Below are 17,607 nucleotides of genomic sequence, written 5' to 3' on the forward strand. Positions count from 1 at the left end.
ACTCCCTAACGTCTCGCTCTGCCTCTGGTCATTCCTCCCAGGCCAAGCCAGCTTAGGGCCCGTAGGGCCGGCCCGGGGCCGCGTGCGGCCAGAGCTTCGCGTGCACCCGGCTCCCTCTTGGCGAAGGACAGGAGCATCCCGAGCGCCGCCAGGGTCGGCAGCAGCGCCGAGCCGCCGTACGACACCAGGGGCAGCGGGATGCCGGTGATCGGCAGGACGCCGAGCACGGCGCCCATGTTGACGACGGCCTGTCCGGCGATCCAGGCGACCACGGCGGCGGCGGCCAGGCGGACGAACGGGTCGTTGACCCGCGTGGCGACGCGCAACCCCGCGTAACCGAGCAGCCCGAACAGCGCCACCACGACCAGGGTGCCCATGAGGCCCAGTTCCTCGCCGAGGATGGCGAAGATGAAGTCGCTCTCGCCGTGCGGCAGCCAGTTCCACTTGGCCCGGCTGCTGCCCAGGCCGAGGCCGAACCAGCCGCCGGAGCCCATCGCGATCTGGCCCTGCACGGCCTGGTAGCCGGCGCCCTGCGCGTCGGCCCACGGGTCGAGCAGCGCGCCGACGCGGGCCATGCGGTACGGCTCGACCCTGATCATGATGACGGCGGCGAGCACGGCGAGCGCCAGGATACCGCCGAACAGCCGGATCGGCGCGCCCACCACCCACAGCAGCGCCAGGAAGATCATGAAGAGCACGAGAGTGGTGCCGAGGTCGCGGCCGAGCATGACCATGACGGCCAGGATCGCCGTGCCGGGCATGAGCGGGATGAGCATGTGGCGCCACTCGATGCGGCCCTGGCGCGCCCGCCGCGCGAGCAGGTCGGCCCCCCACAGGGCGAGGCCGAGTTTGGCGGGCTCCGACGGCTGGATCGTCAGCCCGCCCGGCAGGTAGATCCACCGCTGGGCGCCCAGCTCGGAGGAGCCGATGAACAGCACCATGACCAGCGCGATGATCGACAGCGCCATCAGCGGGTAGCCGGCCCAGCGGAAGAACTTGTGCGGCAGCCGCGCGCAGGCCCACATGACCAGCACGCCGACCGCGGCCGACAGCGACTGCTTGATGAACCACGAGTAGGGGCTGCCGGTCTTCTGCATCGACTCGATGCTGGAGGCGGACAGCACCATCATCAGCCCGAGGGCCAGCAGCAGCCCGCTGCACCCGAGGATCAGGTAGTAGGTGGTGAGCGGCTTGGCGAGGAGCTCCTTGAGCGTGCCGAGCTGCTCGCGGGCCCAGCCGGTGGGGCCCTCGACGGGGCCGCGGCGCGGGGTGTCCTCGGCGGTCGCGCCCCCGGCGCTGCTCACGGGGCCGCCTTCAGCTCGCGGACGGCTCGGGCGAACGCCTCCCCCCGGGCCGGGTAGCCGGCGAACATGTCGAGCGACGCGCTCGCCGGGGAGAGCAGCACGGTGTCCCCCGGCGAGGCCAGGCGGGCGGCTTCGGAGACGACTCGGTTCATCACTCCAGTGTCTTGGCCGGAGATGTCGACGACGGGGACATTCGGGGCGTGTCGCGCGAGTGCTTCGGCGATCGCGGCGCGGTCCGCGCCGAGGAGCACCGCGCCGCGCAGCCTGGGGGCGGCCCGGCGCACCAGGTCGTCCACGTCGGCGCCCTTGAGCTGGCCCCCGGCGATCCACACGATCGAGCGGTAGGCCGACAGCGCGGCGGCGGCCGCGTGCGGGTTGGTGGCCTTGGAGTCGTCGACGTAGTCGACCTCGCCGATCCGCTCGACGTGGGCCAGGCGGTGCGGGTCGGGTGTGAAGTCGCGCAGCCCCTGCCGTACGGCGGAGGCGGGCACGCCCAGGGAGCGGGCGAGCGCGGCGGCGGCCAGGGCGTTGGCCACGTTGTGGGGCGCGAGGGGGCGCACGTCGGCCAGGGTCGCCAGCTCCTCGGCCGCCTCGACGGGGTCGGCGACGAACGCCCGGTCGACGAGGAGGTCCTCGACCACGCCGAGCTGGCCGGGCCGGGGGACGCCGAGCGTGAAGCCGACGGCTCCGGCGTAGGGCTCGGCCAGGCGGGTGGCCTCAGGGTCGTCGGCGTTGTGCACGACGGTGCCGGCGCGTTCGTAGATGCGGCCCTTGGCCTCGGCGTAGGCCTCCATGGAGCCGTGCCAGTCGAGGTGGTCGGGCGCCACGTTGAGTATCGCCGCGGCGTGCGGGGCCAGGCTGCTCGACCAGTGGAGCTGGAAGCTCGACAGCTCGACGGCGAGCACGTCGTAGGGCTCCGTCACCGCCTGGATGACCGGGACGCCCACGTTGCCCACGGCGAGCGCCTCGCGGCCGGCGGCCCGCAGGATGGCGGTGAGCATGCGCACGGCCGTGGTCTTGCCGTTGGTGCCGGTCAGGGCCAGCCAGGGGGCGGCGTGGGCGGGCCGCAGCCGCCAGGCCAGCTCCACCTCGCCGACCACCTCGACGCCCGCGGCGAGGGCGTCGGCGATGAGCGGGTGGTGCGGCGCCCAGCCGGTGGTGACGAGGCGGGTGACGCCCTCGGGCAGCTCCATCGGCCCGAAACGCACCTCGACGTCCTGGCGGGCCAGCTCGGCGGCGGCCTCGCGCTGCCGGTCGCCCTCGACGGCCTCCACCACCACGACGCGCTCGCCACGCCCGGCGAGCGCCCGCGCCACGGCGGTGCCGGACACGCCGAGCCCGGCGACGCAGGTGCGGCCCGGCGAGGTCATCTCGGCATCCACTCGACGTAGAACAGCCCGAGCCCGAGCGCGGAGCAGAGCATCGCGATCAGCCAGAAGCGGACCACGATCGTGGTCTCGGCCCAGCCCTTGAGCTCGAAGTGGTGCTGCAGCGGCGCCATCCGGAAGACCCGTTTGCCGGTCATCTTGAAGAAGCCGACCTGGATGATGACCGACAGCGTGATGATCACGCAGAGGCCGGCCAGAATGATCAGCAGGAGCTGGGTGCGGGTGGCGATGGCCAGGCCCGCCAGCACGCCGCCGAGGGCCAGCGAGCCGGTGTCGCCCATGAAGATCCGGGCGGGCGGGGCGTTCCACCACAGGAACCCGATCAGGGCTCCGAGCACGGCCGCTGCCACCACGGCGAGGTCGAGCGGGTCGCGCACCCAGTAGCAGTTGGGGCCGAGCTGGTCGATGCAGTTGTTGCGCAGCTGCCAGTTGCCGATCAGCACGTACGCGGCGAGCACGACGCCGGTGGCGCCGCTGGCCAGGCCGTCGAGGCCGTCGGTGAGGTTCACGGCGTTGGAGAAGCCGACGATCATGATCAGGACCCAGATGGTGAACCCGATGAGGCCGATCGACGGCCCGAAGTCGCGCAGGAAGGACAGTCTGGGCTCGGCGGGGGTGATGCCGTAGACGTTGGCATGCTGGGTGACCATCACGGCGAAGACCGCGCCGACGACGAGCTGGCCGAGCGCCTTGGCGCCGCTGCGCAGGCCGAGGCTGCGCTGCTTGTAGATCTTGATGAAGTCGTCGAGGAAGCCGACCGCGCCGAGCCCGGTCATCAGGAACAGCACGAGCAGCCCGGAGACGGTCGGTGGGGTGAGCGTGGCCGCGCGGGAGCCGCCGTAGGCGAGCAGGGAGGCCAGCACGATGACGGTGCCGCCCATGGTGGGGGTGCCGCGCTTGTCGTAGTGGCCGGACGGGCCCTCCTCGCGGATCTCCTGGCCGTAGCCCCGCCGGGAGAACAGCCGGATGGCCAGGGGCGTGCCGAGCATCGACAGGATGAGCCCCACCGCGCCGGCGATGATGATGTCGGTCACTGGGGGGCACCCCCGAGCAGCAGCTCGGCCGTTCTCTCGAGACCCATCGCCCGCGGGCCCTTGACGAGCACGACGTCGCCGGGCCGGAGCCAGGCGCCGATCTGGGCCGCGGCGGCCTGCGCGTCGGGGACGTGGACGATCGGGAGTGCCTCACCGTTCCCGGGCGACAAATCGGAAATGTCCGGCGAGATGGCGGGCGGAGCCCCGGTGGCCGCGGCGGCCCCCTCCAGGACCGGGCCCGCGTCGGGACCGGCGACGACGAGACCGGCCAGGCCCGAGCCGCCCGCCAGGCGGCCCAGCTCCTCGTTGAGCGCCGCGCCGTCCTCGCCCAGCTCGCGCAGGGCGGCGATGACGGCGAAGCGCCGCCGTCCCTTGCCGAGCGCCCCCAGCGCCTCGAACGCGGCCCGCATCGAGTCGGGGTTGGCGTTGTAGGCGTCGTTGACGACCGTGACGCCGTCGGGCCGGTCGGTCACCTCCATGCGCCACCGGCTGCGCGGGGTGGCCTCCGACAGCTCCTCGGCGATGGTGGCGACGGGCAGGCCCAGCTCGTAGGCGGCGGCCGCGGCGGCCAGGGAGTTGGCGACGGCCGGGGCGCCGTACAGCTTCAGCTTGACCGGGGCGGCGCCGGAGGGGGTGTACAGCGTGAAGGAGGCGCGTCCGCGCTCGTCCACGGTCACGCCCTCGGCGCGGATGGCGGCGTCCTCGCCGAGCCCGTACAGGGTGACGCGGGCGGCGGTGCGCGAGGCCATCGCCCGCACGAGCGGGTCGTCGGCGTTGAGCACGGCGACCCCGTCGGCGGGCAGCGACTCGACCAGCTCGCCCTTGGCCCGCGCGATGGCCTCCTTGCCGCCGAACACGCCGAGGTGGGCGGTGCCGACGTTGAGGACGACGCCGATGCGCGGCGGCGCGATGCGGGTCAGCGCCTCGATGTGGCCGATGTTGCGCGCGCTGAGCTCCAGCACCATGAAACGGGTGTCGAGGTCGGCCCTGAGCACGGTCAGCGGGTGGCCGATCTCGTTGTTGAACGAGCCGACCGGCGCGATGGTCGGGCCGATGCGCGCCGTGATCCTGGCCAGCAGGTCCTTGGTGGTGGTCTTGCCGGCCGATCCGGTCACGCCGATCACGGTGGCGTCCGGCAGCGCGGCGGCCTGCACCGTGGCCAGGCCGGCGAGCGCGGCGGCCGCGTCGGGCACGATCACCGCGGGCGCCTCGACCGGCCGGCTCGCCAGCACCGCGACGGCTCCGGCCCGGATCGCCTGGGCGGCGTAGTCGTGGCCGTCCACCCGCGCGCCCTTGAAGGCGACGAACAGGGATCCCGGCCGGACGTCGCGCGAGTCGATCACGACGGGACCGCGGACCACCGCCCGGGGGTCGGCCATGCCTGACAGGGCGCCCGAGGTGATCTCGGCGATCCTGGCCAGAGGCAACGGGATCATGCGTGCTTCCTGCTTTCCTTGCGTGCGGCGATCGCCTCGGCGACGACCTCACGGTCGTCGAAGGGGATCACTTCGCCTGAGATGTACTGGCCCTGCTCGTGGCCCTTGCCTGCCACGACCACCACGTCGCCGCGCTCGGCCCGGCCGATCGCCAGGTCGATCGCGGCCGCGCGGTCAGGCTCAATGATCACATGAGCGCGGTCGTGCTGCGGAACGCGGAGCGCTCCCTCCATCATCGCGGCCAGGATGGACAGCGGGTCCTCGGAGCGTGGATTGTCGCTGGTGAAAATCGCCACATCGGCCAGCCGCGCCGCGGCCTCGCCCATCAGCGGGCGTTTGCCGGTGTCGCGGTCGCCGCCGCAGCCCAGCACGACGGTGAGGCTCCCCGCTGTCACCTCGCGCAGTGAGCGCAGCACCGACTCGACCGCGCCCGGCTTGTGGGAGTAGTCGACGACGGCCTGGAAGTCCTCGCCGGGCCCGGTCACCCGCTCCATCCGGCCGGGCACGCCGGTCAGGGAGGCGATGCCGTGGACGGCCGTCTGCAGCGTCACCCCGGCCTCGACCAGCGTGACGACCGCGCCGAGCGCGTTGGCGACGTTGAACGGGCCGGGCAGCGCGATCTGCGCGTCGGCCTCGACCCCGCCGGGGCCGACCACGCGGAAGGTGCTGCCGTCGGCGCCCAGCCGGGTGTCGAGCGCCCGCCAGTCGGCCGCCGGATCGCCCAGCGCGGAGAAGGTGGTCATCGGCACCTTGGCCCGCGACAGCAGCTCGCGGCCGTACGGGTCGTCGAAGTTGGTCACGCCCACGCGGCTCATCTCCGGCTGGAACAGCCGCGCCTTGGTCGCGAAGTAGTCGTCGAGGTCCTTGTGGAAGTCGAGGTGGTCCTGCGACAGGTTGGTGAACAGGGCCACGTCGTAGAAGACGCCATCGACCCGGCCGAGCGCCAGGGCGTGGCTGGAGACCTCCATGGCGGCGGCGGTCACGCCGCGCTCGCGCATGAGAGCGAACAGGCCGTGCAGGTCCGACGCCTCGGGCGTCGTCAGCCGGGCCGGGAAGCGGTCGTCGCCCACGCGGATCTCGACGCCGCCGACCACGCCCGCCGTGTGCCCGGCCGCGCGCAGGCCCGCCTCCAGCAGGAACGTGGTGGTCGACTTGCCGCTGGTGCCGGTGACACCGAGCACCTGGACGTCGTGCGCCGGCTGGCCGTACACCCAGGAGGCGACCTGCCCGAGGAGGGCGCGCGGGTCGGGCACGACCAGCACCGGCAGCCCGGTCGCGGCCGCCTCCTCGCGGCCGGCGGGGTCGGTGAGCACGGCGACGGCGCCGCGCGACAGCGCCTCGCGCGCGAAGCTCGCGCCGTGCACCTGCTGGCCGCGCACGGCCACGTAGAGGTCTCCGCGCGTGACCTGGCGGGAGTCGATGGTGACGCCGGTCAGCGCGGCGTGGGGCGACCTGGCCGAGCCCGGCTCGGCGTCGAGCATGGTCGCGAGCCCCGTCAGCGGACGGGGCGGGGTGGTCGTGGGACGCATGGACGGGGGACGCACGGCGGCAGCGTACCTTTCCCTGTCACTGTCCCGCGCGTGTCCGCGCTGGAAGCGCGGCCGAACCGGTCGGCGGGATCTTCTCGCTCTTGATGGCGAACGTCATCACATCCTTGAACACGGGCGCGGCGACCTGCCCGCCGAAATGACCGTTCTTCGGGTTCTGCAGCACCGACAGCACCACCAGCCGGGGCGCGTCGGCGGGGCTGAAGCCCGCGAAGGAGGCCGTGTAGCCGTCGTAGCGGCCTAGTTGCTGATCGTAGCGGTCGGCTGTGCCGGTCTTGCCCGCGACCCGGTAACCCGGGATGGCGGCCAGCTCGCCGGTGCCCTGGGCGCTCACCGCGGCCTCGAGCATGGTCGTGATCTCCTTGGCGGTCTTCTCGCTCACCACCCTGGTCTGCTTACCGGGAGGCGCGGCGACGAACCTGCCGCTCGGGTCGGTGGTGCCGGCCACGATCTGGGGCTCCACCTTGACGCCGCCGTTGGCGATGGTCTGGTAGACGCTGGCCATCTGCAACGCGGTCACCGACACGCCCTGGCCGTAGGCGACCGTGCAGCTCTGGCTGCCCGACCAGTTCTTGTGATCGGGCAGCAGGCCCGCGCCGGCGCCGGGCACGCCGCCGCCCGGCCGGCTGCCGAAGCCGAACGCCCTGAGCATGTCGTAGAGGCGCTGGTCGCCGATCTTGCGGGCGGCCATGATGGTGGCGACGTTGCTGGACTGGGCCATCGCCTCCTGGAACGTCATGGCCTGAGCCGGATGCGCGTGCGCGTCGCGCAGCACCCGGTCGGCGCACTTGATGTTGTCCTTGACCTGGAAGACCGTGCCGGGCGTGACCGCGCCCGCCTCCAGGGCCGCCGCCGCGGTGATCACCTTGTTGGTGCTCCCGGGCTCGAACACGTCGGAGGCGGCCCGGTTGACGTACAGGCTGGGGGACGACTGGCGCCAGTTGTCCAGGTCCAGCTCGGGGGCGTTGGCCATGGCGAGGATCTGGGCGGTGCGGACGTCCATGACGATGACGGTGCCGCTGCTCGCGCCCGACTTGTCGACCTGCTCGGCGAGGGTGCGCTGGGCGGCCCACTGGATGTCGCGGTCGATGGTCAGCCGCACGTCGCGGCCGTCGACGGGGGCCGTGCGCTGGCTGCTGGTCATGGGGATGCGCTGCCCGTCGCGGCCGGTCTCGGCACGCAGCTCGCCGTCGCGGCCGGCCAGCAGGGAGTTCTTGGCGGCCTCGATGCCGCCGAGGCCCTTGCCCTCGTCGCCGACGAACCCGACGAGGCTGCCGGCCAGGTCGCCCGCCGGGTAGAGACGCCGGTAGGTCCTCTTCTCGGTCAGCGCGGGCACGCCGGCCTTCAGCAGGCGGCCGGCCACGACCGGGTCCACGTCCCGGGCCAGGAGCTGGTAGCGGGTGTCGACCCTGGCGAGCTTGGCGGTCATCTCCGCCTCGGACTTGCCGAGGTGCCTGGCCAGGATCGCCGCGACCTTGGGGCGGACGTCCGCGGGCACCTTGCTGGGGTCGACGGCGATCTCGCGCGCCTCGACGGTCACGGCCAGGTCGTGGCCGCCGGCGTCGGTGATCGTGCCGCGCTTGGCCGGGATGACCTCCTTCTGCAGGCGCTGCCCCGCGGCGGCCGCCTCGTAGACCTTGGAATCGAGGCCCTGCATCTGGATGAGCCGCCCGGCGAAGATCGACAGGATGAAGGTCATGCCGATCAGGCCGATGTTGATGCGCCGACGGGGGTTGCCGAGGCGCAGCACGAGCGGCGGCTTGGGCGGGCGCGGGGGCGCCGGGGGCCTGCGGGGCGGCCGGAGGCCGTCGCCGCCGCGCCCCGGCCGACGCTCGTCGCCGCCCGCCCACGCGCGCCAGGCGTTCCAGCCGCGGCGGGCACCGTCCTGCGCCCGCCTCTCCCGGCCGAGGGGGTCGTCGGAGCGGGCCCGCCCGGCGCGGGCGTCGTCCGATCGGGCCCGCCCGTCGCCGGCCCGTCCGTCGCCGGGCCTGGTGCGCGTGCCGCGGGACCGCCCGGCCTCGTCGTCCGGCCGCGCGCGGCCGTCACGGGGCCGGCCCGAGGCGCCTTCCGACCGCAGGCGGCTGTCACGGGACCGGCCCGAAGCACCGTCGCGGGCGCCGTCCGCGCGCTCCGGCGCGTCGTCGGGGTGCGTGGCGCGGGTGCGGGATCGTGCCTCGCCCTGGCGGGCGCGGGCGCGCGGGCCGTCGGCGTCCTCGCGCAGGGCACGCTCGCGCCCGCGGTCGTGCCCGTCCTCGCGGCCTCGTCCGTCCCGGCCTGCACGACCGCGGGAGCCGTCGCCGCTCTCCTGCCGGGAGCGCCCGCGCGGCCCGGCGTCGTCGATCCTGGGCAGCCCGCGCGGGCCGCCGTCGTCGCCCTGCCGGGAACGCCCGTCCCTGGTGCGGCCCGGGGCGTCGTCCTGCCTGACCCGGCCACGGGCGCGCTCGTCGCGCGTCTGCGGGGTGCGCGCCCCCGGCCGGCCCGCCTCGCCGCCCCTGCGGGCGCCCTCGGGGCCGTCCTGGCGCGGGCGCCCGCCGGAGGAACCCTGCGCGTCGTCGTCTCCCGAGCGGGGCCGCCGCCCGGACGCACCTGGCGGCTCGTCGCCGGCGCCGGGCCGCCGGCCGCCGGCCGCGCGTGGCTCGTCGTCCTCGTCCGGGCTCCGGCGCCCGCCCTGGGACGGCCGGAGGCGCTGGGCGTCGGCCGCGGGGCCGCTGCCGAAGGGCAGGTCGAACGGGTCGGGCTGTTTCCTCGGATTGCGGGGGTCGCGCCGCTCCTCGGACGGCGGCCGGCCCGTGCCCTCCGAGCGTGCCGAACCGCCCTGCCGCCCGGGACCGCCCGGCCGACGACGAACGGCGCCGGCCCCTCCTTGAGAGCCGGCGCCGCCAGCGCCGCGGCCGGGCCCCGGGCCCCTGCCGCCTGTCTCCCTCACCGCGTCCGGCCCACCGAACCGGACTCCGTGCCGGACTCCGTGGTCGCGGCCGTGCCGGTCTCTGTGCCGGACTCGGTGCCGCCCGACGTGCCGGACTCGGTGCCGGATTCCGCGCGGGGCTCGGCGGCCGAGCCGGGCAGCGGCGCGTCGTCGTTCAGGGGCAACGGGTTGATGCCCGTGTCACGGGTCAGGCCCTGCTGCTCGGCCTGCGTGGCGATGGCGTCGGGCTGCGTGGCCCGCTCGTTCTCCTGGCGCAGGTACTCGTTGTGCCGGTGCGCGTTGGCGATGTCCTCGCGCAGCTCGCCCGCGGTGATCGAGTCGCGCGCGAGCACGGTGTTGAGCAGCAGCAGGCTCATCAGGCCGCCGCACAGCAGGCCGACGACGAGCAGCACGAACGGCGCCCGCTGACGCCGCCGCGCGGGACGGCGCTGGGCCGCCGGACGGGTGGCGCGCACCCGCGCGGCACCGGTCCCGCCGCGGGCGGCGGTGTCGGCGGCCGGTCGCGGCGGCGGCACGGGACGCGACCCGGCGCCCGTTCCGGGCCCCTGCGCGGGACGCGTGTCCGGCTTCTGGGCCGGACGCGTGCCGGAACCCGACGCGGGACGCGTGCCGGAAGGGGTGCGCCTGCCCGACGCCGCGGGCGTGCCCGACTCCGGTGCTGTCCGCGAACCGGATGCGGAACGCGTGCCGGACGCGGTGCGCGTGCCGGACGCGGTGCGCGAGCCGGAGACCGAGGTGGGGCGCGTGCCCGGCGCGGGGCGGGCGCCGGCCTCAGGGGCGGGACGCGCGGTGGACTCCGGGGCGGGGCCGGTGACCGGGTTGGGCGTGGCCTGGTGCGGCGCGGCGGGCCGGCGCCGGCCGGTCCGGGGCGTGGCCGCGGGGCCGGGCTTGGTCCCGCCGCCGCCGGGCCCGGGCTTGAGACCGGTCTTGGGCAGGCCGCCGCGGGCGGGCGTGTCCCGCCCGGTCTCCTGCTCAGTCGTGGTGGTCAACACGGATCCTCTCTGCCGCCCGTAGCCGGGCCGAGGCGGCCCGCGGGTTACGGGCCACCTCCTCTTCGCTCGGGAGCTCGGCTCCCCTCGTCAGCAGGCGGAACCGCGGCTGGTGAGCCGGCAGCGGGACGGGCAGCCCGGGCGGGCTGGTGTCCTTGGTTCGCGCCGTGAGGACCTGCTTGGTCAGCCGGTCCTCGAGGGAGTGGTAGGAAAGCACGACGACTCGCCCACCGAGCGCGAGCGCGTCGAGGGCCGCGGGAAGCGCCGCCTCCAGGGCGGCGAGCTCCGCGTTCACCTCGATGCGCAGCGCCTGGAAAGTCCTCTTGGCGGGGTTGCCCCCGGTGCGCCGGGTCGCGGCCGGGATCGCGTCACGAACGATCTCCGCGAGCCGCTTAGTCGACGTTATGGCCTCCTTGGCCCGTTCCCTGACAATGAAGCCCGCGACACGCGGTGCGAACCGTTCCTCCCCGTAATCGCGGAGGATGCGCGTTAGGTCCCCTGCGGAGTAGGTATTGACGACCTTTTCCGCGGTCAGCTCCTGGCTGGTGTCCATCCGCATGTCGAGGGGGGCGTCGTAGGAGTAGGCGAAGCCGCGCCCGGCCTCGTCGAGCTGCGGCGAGGACACGCCCAGGTCGAACAGAGCGCCGTCGATCGCCGGACGGCCCGCCTCGGCGAGCACGTCGGCCAGCCGGTCGGAGGTGGCGTGCACCAGGGTGGTCCGGCCGGCGTAGGGCGCGAGCCTGCGCGTGGAGAACTCGATCGCGAACGGGTCGCGGTCGATGCCGATGAGATGAAGTGACGGGTGGGCCGCGAGCAGGGCCTCCGAGTGGCCACCGAGGCCGAGGTTGGCGTCGACGACGACCGGGCTCGCGCCCGTCAGTGCCGGGGCCAGCAGTTCCAGTACGCGGTCGAGCATGACCGGAACGTGACCGCCCGTGCCTGTGGTGTCGTGCATCTCCAACCCCCCCTCTCGCGTCCTTGCTCGCGGATGACGCGTCCGGCGATCGATCGGACCTTCCTGGGTCCCCACCCGGCGCCGCCCGGCCAGGTCCCCATCCGCACCCTCTTCGTGAACGCCCTCCATCTGACACCGGGGAAGGTGCATCAGCCGGCGGGCAGTGGTTGCGGGTGGAGACCTCGCCGAACGACTTATCCGACGGATCGACCGTGGCTACTACAAGATCCCTGGCAGCACCTCCTCCGACAGATCGGCGAACGCCTGCTCCTGCGCTTGGAGATAGGTGTCCCAGGCCTGTGCGTCCCAGATCTCCAGCCGGGTGTTGGCCCCGATGACCACGCAGTCACGCTGCAGGCCGGCGTACTGGCGCAGGCTCTGCGGGATCGTGATGCGTCCCTGTTTGTCGGGAGTCTCGTCGGACGCGCTGGCGAAGAAGACGCGGCTGTAGTCACGCACCGCCTTGGCGGTGACCGGGGCGGTGCTGAGAGCCTCGGTAATGCGCTGGAACTCCTCCACGGGAAAGACGTAGAGGCATCGCTCCTGGCCTTTGGTGATCACAAGACCCTCCGCCAGCTCCTCACGGTACTTAGCCGGCAGGAACAGCCGTCCCTTGTCGTCGAGGCGCGGCTGATGGGTGCCGAGGAACATCGGCCCCACCTCCCGTGCCTAGCGAAGCGCCCAGCGCTGACGCACCGTGCCCTCCACTGCGCACCACCATACTCCACTTCTCCCCACCGTCAACTAATTCAACAGCATGTCGCCGCCTGTTCGGCGAACGTTTTCGCAGGTCAGAGCGGTGGAGCGGAGAGGGGGGCGCGGAGGGGCACGCGGGCGGTCACGGGCGTGTCGAGGATCGCGGAGGCCGCCGGATCCGGCGGCGGGCGGCGCGGGTGGAGGAAGGTGGAGCGGACGAAGCGGGGTGTGTGACCGCATCGGCACGCGTACGCCACAAGAACCGGACACTGACCAGATTCTGTGGGAAATCCTCAAAAGTCGCCCAAGAACCCGCAGCGTCGTAGGGTCGTACAGACAATGGAAAAGGAAAGGCATGGCTCCCGCAATGGCACCCACGCCGCCGGGACACCCGTAGCACTTCTCTCATGGAGGCCTGGTGGCAGTTACCCATGACGTCCCTCACCGGCTCGACGAGCTGGTCTCCACCGCACACCGGATCCGCGAGGCGGTCGAGTCTGTGGTCGAGGGCAAGAGCGACGCCGTGCGTCTCACCCTCACCGTATTGCTCGCCGAGGGCCACCTGTTGATCGAGGACGTACCCGGGGTCGGCAAGACCATGCTCGCCAAGGCGCTCGCACGGTCCATCGACTGCCCGGTCCGCAGGGTGCAGTTCACGCCCGACCTGCTGCCCAGCGACATCACCGGGGTCAGCGCCTACAACCAGCAGACGCGGGAGTTCGAGTTCAAGCCCGGGCCGGTGTTCGCGAACATCGTGGTGGGCGACGAGATCAACCGTGCCTCCCCCAAGACCCAGTCGGCGCTGCTGGAGTGCATGGAGGAGCACCAGGTCACCGTCGACGGCGTGACGTACCAGCTCGACATGCCCTTCATGGTCATCGCCACCCAGAACCCCATCGAGATGGAGGGCACCTACCCCCTCCCCGAGGCGCAGCGCGACCGCTTCACCGCGCGCGTCGCGATGGGCTACCCGGAGCCGTCCGCCGAACTGGAGATGCTGGACGTCCACGGCGGCGCCTCCCCCCTGGACAAGCTGCAGCCGGTGGCGACGACCGCAGAGGTGCGCGCGCTCATCGAGGCGGTACGCGGCGTCTACGTCGCGCAGCCGGTCAAGAAGTACGCCATCGACCTGGTGGTCGCCACCCGCCACTCCCCCGACCTGCGGCTGGGCGCCTCCCCGCGCTCGACGCTGCAACTCGTCCGCGCGGCCAGGGCGCACGCGGCGCTGTCCGGGCGCGACTACGTCATCCCCGACGACCTGCAGGACCTGGCGGTGCCCGTGCTCGCCCACCGGCTGCTGCCGAGCGTCGAGGCGCAGGGGCAGCGCCGCCTGCCCGAGCAGGTGGTGACCGACCTGCTCAGGCGCGTGCCCGTCCCGGAGACGCGGGCGTCGTGAGGGACGGGCTTCGGGCGCTCACCTCCCGGGGCAGGTCGTTCCTGGCCTCCGGGATCGCGGCGCTGCTGATGGCGCTGCTGCTGGGAGAGAACGACCTGTTCAGGATCGGCGTGCTCGTGACGGCGCTGCCGCTGCTGGCGGCGATGGTCGTGGCGCGCACCCGCTACCGGCTGAGCTGCGCCCGTCGGCTCGACCCGGCCAGGAGCGAGGTGGGCGGGGAGGCCACCGTGACCCTGCGCCTGGAGAACGTCACCCGGCTGCCGACCGGTCTGCTGCTCATCGAGGACACCGTGCCGTACGCGCTGGGCGTGCGACCCCGGTTCGTGCTGGACCGGGTGGAGCCTCGGGGCATCCGCGAGATCGACTACCGGGTCCGCTCCGACCTGCGGGGCCGCTTCACGATCGGCCCGCTGTCGGTGCGCATCGCCGACCCGTTCGGGCTGGTGGAGCTGACCCGGTCGTTCACGATCAGCGACACCCTCGTGGTGACGCCGCAGGTGGTGGCGCTGCCCCACGTACGGCTGTCGGGTGAGTGGACGGGCGGCGGCGACAGCCGCACCCGCAGCGTGGCCGCGGCGGGCGACGACGACGTGGCGCCGCGCGAGTACCGGCAGGGCGACGACCTGCGCCGGGTGCACTGGCGCTCGACCGCCCGGCGCGGCGAGCTGATGGTGCGGCGCGAGGAGCAGCAGTGGCAGAGCCGCGGCGCTCTGCTGCTGGACACCCGCCGGCACGCGCACCGGGGCGAGGGCCCGCGCTCGTCGTTCGAGGTGGGCGTCTCGGCGGCGGCGTCGATCGGCGTGCATCTCTCGCGCGAGGGGCTCGGCCTGCGCCTGGTCACCGACCAGGGCTCCGAGCACCTGACGGACACGGGGGCGAGCCACTCGCTGCTCGACACGCTGTCCGTCATCCGTCACAGCCCCGCCCGCTCGCTGGAGATCGGCGTCGCGGCGCTGCGTCAGGGCGGCGGCGACGGCCTCGTCGTGGCGGTCCTCGGGGCGCTCGACCCGGAGGAGGCCAGGGAACTGGCCCGGGTGCGGCACACCGGCATCACCGGGGTGGCCGTGCTGCTCGACGTGGAGACGTGGGACGGCGCCGAGCCCGGCGCGTCGGACGACTACCGGGCGGTGCAGGGCGTGCTCGCCGGCTATGGCTGGCGCATCGTGCGTCTGCCCGCCGGCACGTCCATCGCCTCGGTGTGGCAGGACGCCGCCAACCGCGGCAGGTACGCACTCGGCCAGGGAGGGGCGGCATGAGACTGTCCGTCGCCGCCGCGGCGGCCACGATGTCCGCGGCCATCCTGCTCTACGCGCTCTTCGACGCGGCCTCGTGGTTCTGGGGGTCGGCGGGGGCGGTGCTCGCGGTGCTGGCGGCGAGCCTGCTGTCCGGCCGTCTGTCGCTGCCCGCCTGGGCGGCGCCGCCGGTCGCGCTGGTCGCCCTGTGGGTCTACCTGACCGCCTCGTACGCCTCGCAGGAGGCGTGGGCGTACGTCGTGCCGACCAAGGGGTCGGTGGTGGAGCTGGCGCGGCTGGTGGCGGCGGCCTGGACCGACATCCAGCGGTTCGCCGCCCCGGTGCCGGCCAACGAGGGCATCTCGCTGCTGACCGCGGGCGGTGTGGGGCTCATCGCGGTCCTGGTGGACCTGTTCGCCGTGCGGCTGCGGCGGGCGGCGCTGGCCGGGCTGCCGATGCTGGCGCTGGCCACGGTGCCGGCCACGATCCTGGCCGAGCCGATCAGCTGGCCGGCGTTCATCATCGCCGCGCTCGGCTTCACCGGCCTGCTGGTCGCCGACGGCCGCGAGCGGCTGGGCCACTGGGGCCGGGCCGTGCTGGTGCGCCGGACCCGGATGGCCGCCACCCCCGACCGGCCGGGCGGCTCGCGCCCGGCGATGGACACCCGGGGGCTGCGCCTGTCGGGCAAGCGCATCGGGTTCGCCGCGATCGCGCTGGCCGTGCTGCTGCCGGCCGCGCTGCCCGCGATGGAGCCGGTGTCGTTCTTCACGTTCGGCGTGGGCGGCCGGGGGTCGGGCACGGGCAACTCGATCAGCATCCCCAACCCGATCGCCAACCTGAAGGGCCAGCTGGAGCTGCCCGAGCGGCGGACCGTGCTGACCTACACCAACAGCGACGACCAGCCGCGCTACCTGCGGATCTACGCGCTCGACACGTTCGACGGCGAGCAGTTCGGCATGACCGAGCCGAAGGGCTCGCCGGACAACCGCACCGACAACGGCCCGCTGCCGCAGCCTCCGGGGCTGGGCGGCGAGGTCAAGGTCGGCAACGTGGTGACCAACATCCAGATCAGCGAGGAGATCGCCAAGCTGTCGTTCCTGCCGTTGCCGTACCCGCCGCGGCAGGTCCGCGTCGACGGCGACTGGCGCGCGGACGTGGACACGCTGATGGTCTTCTCCACCCGTGACGAGGCCGCCGGGCTGGAGTACGAGGTCGCCACGAGCGAGCCCGCCGCCACCGGCGAGCTGCTGGAGTCGCTGCCGCAGAGCAGGAGCGGGGCAGACCCGCGCTTCCTCAGGCTGCCCGACGACCTGCCCCCGGAGATCGAGGAGCTGGCCTCCCGGATCACGGCCGACGCGGACACCACCTACGACGCGGCGGTGAAGCTGCAGGAGTTCTTCACCAAGACCGGCAACTTCACCTACAGCCTCAAGACGCAGGGCCACGGCAACAACGCGCTGAAGGACTTCCTGCTGCGCAGCCGGGCGGGTTACTGCGAGCAGTTCGCGGCGTCGATGGCGGTGCTGGCCAGGATCGCGGGCATCCCGTCGCGGGTGGTGATCGGCTACACGGGCGGCACGAAGATCGCCGACCGGTGGATGGTGGGGACGAACGACTCCCACTCCTGGCCCGAGCTGTACTTCGAGGGCGTGGGCTGGCTGCCGTTCGAGCCGACCCCGGCCGGTTCGCTGGGCCAGGGCAGCGCCCGCGTCCCGGCGTACACGGTGCCGCCGCTCGACCCGGTCGAGGGCGACTCCTCGACCCCGACGCCGGGGGCGACCAGCAACTCCGCCGACGAGCCGGTGGATCCGCAGGCCCGGGTCAACCCGCGCGAGCTGGACCGCGAGGCGAGCCTGGCGACCGGCGGGCTGCCGCCGGACGACTCGATGCCGGCGGCCGGCAAGGTCGGCATCGGGGCCGGCGTGCTCCTGCTGCTTCTGCTCGTGCCGGCCGGGCTGCGGCTGGCGACCCGGGGCCGGCGGGTCCGGGCCCTCGGCAGGGAGTCCGGTCAGACGTCCGCCCGGGCCGGTGGCGGCACGTCCCGGCCGCCCGTGGGCGCCGCGTGGGCGGAGCTGGACGACGTGCTGGTCGACTACGGGATGGCCCGTCACACCAGCGAGACGCCGCGGGCGCTGGCACGGCGGCTGGCCCAGCAGTACGAGCTGGGCCCCGAGGCGGCGACGGCCCTGGCGAAGATCGCCTCGGCGGTGGAGCGGTCGCTGTTCGCGCGGGATCCGGGCGAGATCGGGCCGATGCGCAAGGACCTGCGCACGGTGCGGCAGGCTCTGGCGGCGACGGTGTCGCGCGGGAGGCGGGTGCGGGCGGTGCTGCTGCCCGCGTCGACGTTGCGCAGGATACGGCTCGTGGGTGAGCGGCTGCTGGACGGTTTCGACCGGCTGGAGAACCTGCGGCTGCGCCGGACGGCGGCCCCGAAAGGATCGTGAGGCGCCGAACGCCATCGTGCGGCCGTCCCCGTCGGGGGCGGCCGCACGGTCGTTCGTCAGGTGCCGTCGGTTCCGGTGGGTGCCGCCGCGTCGCAGGGGCGGCGTCTGGGGCGGCCGGCAAGGCGCCGGCGGAGGCGGGCGTCGGGGTGGATCAAAGGGCGATCAGATCGGCCTGCCGTCGGGGCGGGACTCGTCCGGGCAGCTCGGCCGTCCGAATGGCCGGGCCGGCGCCCGGGTGGGGCGACCGGCTGAGCCGGGCG

Annotated in this window: 12 protein-coding genes; 3 read left to right on the forward strand and 9 right to left on the reverse strand. The window is 73.8% G+C overall.

Annotated features, from left to right (window positions below; genetic code table 11):
- Nucleotides 1-5: 5 nt before the first annotated feature.
- The 9 genes from ftsW to mraZ form a co-directional block, all read right to left on the reverse strand.
- A complete protein-coding gene (gene ftsW / locus FHU36_RS02425) occupies nt 6-1,304 on the reverse strand; it encodes a putative lipid II flippase FtsW (protein ID WP_185082171.1) in 1,299 nt (432 codons plus the stop codon).
- Entirely contained in the window at nt 1,301-2,674 is a 1,374-nt protein-coding gene (murD, locus tag FHU36_RS02430; RefSeq protein WP_185084564.1) for a UDP-N-acetylmuramoyl-L-alanine--D-glutamate ligase, read from the reverse strand. The genes ftsW and murD overlap by 4 nt, the downstream gene beginning before the upstream one ends.
- Nucleotides 2,671-3,726, reverse strand: coding sequence for a phospho-N-acetylmuramoyl-pentapeptide-transferase (gene mraY / locus FHU36_RS02435; protein ID WP_185082172.1), 1,056 nt, complete (start codon nt 3,724-3,726; stop codon nt 2,671-2,673). The genes murD and mraY overlap by 4 nt, the downstream gene beginning before the upstream one ends.
- The gene (locus FHU36_RS02440; RefSeq protein WP_185082173.1) at nt 3,723-5,162 is read right to left on the reverse strand and encodes a UDP-N-acetylmuramoyl-tripeptide--D-alanyl-D-alanine ligase; all 1,440 of its coding nucleotides are present in this window, start codon (nt 5,160-5,162) and stop codon (nt 3,723-3,725) included. Before FHU36_RS02440 ends, mraY begins: the two co-directional genes overlap by 4 nt.
- The gene (locus FHU36_RS02445) at nt 5,159-6,691 is read right to left on the reverse strand and encodes a UDP-N-acetylmuramoyl-L-alanyl-D-glutamate--2,6-diaminopimelate ligase (protein ID WP_185084565.1); all 1,533 of its coding nucleotides are present in this window, start codon (nt 6,689-6,691) and stop codon (nt 5,159-5,161) included. Before FHU36_RS02445 ends, FHU36_RS02440 begins: the two co-directional genes overlap by 4 nt.
- 37 nt (nt 6,692-6,728) lie before the next feature.
- A complete protein-coding gene (locus FHU36_RS47025; RefSeq protein WP_446685845.1) occupies nt 6,729-8,459 on the reverse strand; it encodes a peptidoglycan D,D-transpeptidase FtsI family protein in 1,731 nt (576 codons plus the stop codon).
- Nucleotides 8,460-9,631: 1,172 nt separating this feature from the next.
- A complete protein-coding gene (ftsL, locus tag FHU36_RS02455) occupies nt 9,632-10,624 on the reverse strand; it encodes a cell division protein FtsL (protein ID WP_185082174.1) in 993 nt (330 codons plus the stop codon).
- A complete protein-coding gene (gene rsmH / locus FHU36_RS02460; protein ID WP_185082175.1) occupies nt 10,608-11,579 on the reverse strand; it encodes a 16S rRNA (cytosine(1402)-N(4))-methyltransferase RsmH in 972 nt (323 codons plus the stop codon). Before rsmH ends, ftsL begins: the two co-directional genes overlap by 17 nt.
- Before the next feature lie 219 nt (nt 11,580-11,798).
- A complete protein-coding gene (mraZ, locus tag FHU36_RS02465) occupies nt 11,799-12,230 on the reverse strand; it encodes a division/cell wall cluster transcriptional repressor MraZ (protein WP_185082176.1) in 432 nt (143 codons plus the stop codon).
- Between the two features lie 463 nt (nt 12,231-12,693).
- Here mraZ and FHU36_RS02470 point away from each other — a divergent pair, with 463 nt between their 5' ends.
- From FHU36_RS02470 to FHU36_RS02480, 3 genes are read left to right on the forward strand one after another with little or no spacing between them, the layout of a single operon-like run.
- Nucleotides 12,694-13,671 carry an AAA family ATPase gene (locus tag FHU36_RS02470; protein ID WP_185082177.1) on the forward strand — a complete coding sequence of 326 codons (978 nt, stop codon included), beginning with the start codon at nt 12,694-12,696 and terminating at the stop codon, nt 13,669-13,671.
- Entirely contained in the window at nt 13,668-14,927 is a 1,260-nt protein-coding gene (locus FHU36_RS02475) for a DUF58 domain-containing protein (RefSeq protein ID WP_185082178.1), read from the forward strand. Before FHU36_RS02470 ends, FHU36_RS02475 begins: the two co-directional genes overlap by 4 nt.
- Nucleotides 14,924-17,347: a transglutaminase TgpA family protein gene (locus FHU36_RS02480; protein ID WP_185082179.1), complete on the forward strand. Its 2,424-nt coding sequence runs from the start codon at nt 14,924-14,926 to the stop codon at nt 17,345-17,347. The genes FHU36_RS02475 and FHU36_RS02480 overlap by 4 nt, the downstream gene beginning before the upstream one ends.
- Nucleotides 17,348-17,607 lie beyond the last annotated feature (260 nt).

Origin of the sequence: Nonomuraea muscovyensis, from assembly GCF_014207745.1 — a bacterium.
Lineage (GTDB): Bacteria > Actinomycetota > Actinomycetes > Streptosporangiales > Streptosporangiaceae > Nonomuraea > Nonomuraea muscovyensis.

Coding starts and splice junctions, on each gene's coding strand:
- murD (WP_185084564.1), bottom strand. CDS start 2,674: ATGACCTCGCCGGGCCGCACCTGCGTCGCCGGGCTCGGCGTGTCCGGC.
- FHU36_RS02440 (WP_185082173.1), bottom strand. CDS start 5,162: ATGATCCCGTTGCCTCTGGCCAGGATCGCCGAGATCACCTCGGGCGCC.
- FHU36_RS02445 (WP_185084565.1), bottom strand. CDS start 6,691: ATGCGTCCCACGACCACCCCGCCCCGTCCGCTGACGGGGCTCGCGACC.
- rsmH (WP_185082175.1), bottom strand. CDS start 11,579: ATGCACGACACCACAGGCACGGGCGGTCACGTTCCGGTCATGCTCGAC.
- mraZ (WP_185082176.1), bottom strand. CDS start 12,230: ATGTTCCTCGGCACCCATCAGCCGCGCCTCGACGACAAGGGACGGCTG.
- FHU36_RS02480 (WP_185082179.1), top strand. CDS start 14,924: ATGAGACTGTCCGTCGCCGCCGCGGCGGCCACGATGTCCGCGGCCATC.